Source organism: Pseudoflavonifractor sp. BSD2780061688st1 E11, assembly GCF_005844125.1.
GTDB lineage: Bacteria > Bacillota > Clostridia > Lachnospirales > Lachnospiraceae > Sellimonas > Sellimonas catena.
Map to the genome: position 1 here is coordinate 1 of NZ_SPHM01000103.1, position 1,476 is coordinate 1,476.

2 protein-coding genes are annotated in these 1,476 nt (G+C 48.3%); both read left to right on the forward strand.

Features of this window, described 5'->3' with window-relative positions:
- The first annotated feature begins 252 nt into the window (after positions 1 to 252).
- The gene (locus tag FGQ85_RS18155) at positions 253 to 1,116 is read left to right on the forward strand and encodes a tyrosine-type recombinase/integrase (protein ID WP_087255407.1); all 864 of its coding nucleotides are present in this window, start codon (positions 253 to 255) and stop codon (positions 1,114 to 1,116) included.
- On the forward strand, positions 1,109 to 1,476 hold a 368-nt coding region (locus FGQ85_RS18160; protein WP_243128611.1), incomplete at its 3' end, for a transposase zinc-binding domain-containing protein. The genes FGQ85_RS18155 and FGQ85_RS18160, both read left to right, overlap by 8 nt.

Sequence of the window (1,476 nt, forward strand, 5' to 3'; positions counted from 1 at the left end):
TCGCTAGCGCGACGGCTAGTGCAAGGTACGCATTTCCATCACTTTTTTCCAAAAAAAGTAGCAGTTTTTGTATTTATGTTGTATTGTTGAGTTACCACACACACCAATCTTCATAAACCGCCAACTGCTATGATTAGTTTAACATGTTTTTTTATCCTCTACAACTACATATCTCTTTTTTTCCCAAGACCTCCTCCTTGACAGGTCCTTTCACTGCCGGTCTTTTATTATTTTTTTCAAGGAGGTTCCGTCATGGACTATTTCAATATTTACCGGGAGATGATCTCCCTCCGGGGTCTTACTGACCATACTTTAACTTCTTATTCTACTTATATCCGTTCTTATCTGGATTACCTTCACTCTGTTCTTCACAAGCTGCCTGAGGAGGTCTCCTGGGATGAACTCCGGGATTTTATCCGCTGGCTTCAGAAGAATCGGTCCCTTTCCGACCGTACCATCAATGCCTGTATCTCCCAGCTCCGGTTCTTCACCATCTACGTGCTTCATAAACCATGGGATCCAACACAGCTTCCTATCAGGAAATTCGATTCCTATCTTCCCTTTGTCCCGACCAAAAAGGAAGTCCATACTTTTATCTCCACCCTGTCGGATCCAAAACCCAAAGCGATGGTTGCACTCATGTATTCTGCCGGCCTCAGGGTCAGCGAAGTCTGTAATCTCCGTTACTGTGATATTGAGCGCAAAACGATGCGGATCCATGTTGCGCGCTCCAAAAACCGCTCCGACCGCTATGCAATCCTTTCCCAAAAAGCTCTTGATCTTCTCACCCGCTACTGGTTTGCATGCGGCCGTCCCTGCGGCTGGCTTTTCCCGAAACAGACGGACCCTTCCCGTCCCATCGATACCTTTTACGTTACAAGACATCTGCGTGCCCATGAAGAATTTCTCGGCTGGGAACACCGGTTCACCTGCCATTCTTTCCGGCATGCCTTTGGAACTCACCTTTATGAAAACGGGGCCGACCTGCTTACCATCAAAAATCTCATGGGACACAAGTCCTTGAAGTCGACCCTGATCTATATCCATCTTGCTTCCTTCCAGGACAGGCATGTCTCCTCTCCTTTTGACTGGACGGGAGGTGATTCCGTTGAGTAACCTTCCGATTCAAAAAGTCTGGCTGGATTCTTATGACGATTACTGTCTCTCCCAACAGGTTCAGTCTCCGGAACAGCGGAAAGCCTCCCGTGCAATCCTTGACTGCAAGTCCGGCGGGCTTGGTGTCAATGTCAGCAGGTGTTCTGAGTGCGGTCATATGGAGTTCCATAATAATTCCTGCCGCAGCCGCAGCTGTCCAAACTGTCAGGGTGTATTCAAAGAACTCTGGGTCGATCAGCGCAGGGCGGAAGTCATCGATTCCCCTTACTTCCATGTGGTGTTTACGCTTCCTCATGAGCTCAATCCCCTGATCTACTGCAACCAGAGACTCCTTTACGGTCTGCTCCATCAGTGCTGTGC

What these genes read in the sequence shown, in the direction of transcription:
- FGQ85_RS18155 (WP_087255407.1), top strand. Translation starts at nt 253, where the DNA reads ATGGACTATTTCAATATTTACCGGGAGATGATCTCCCTCCGGGGTCTT.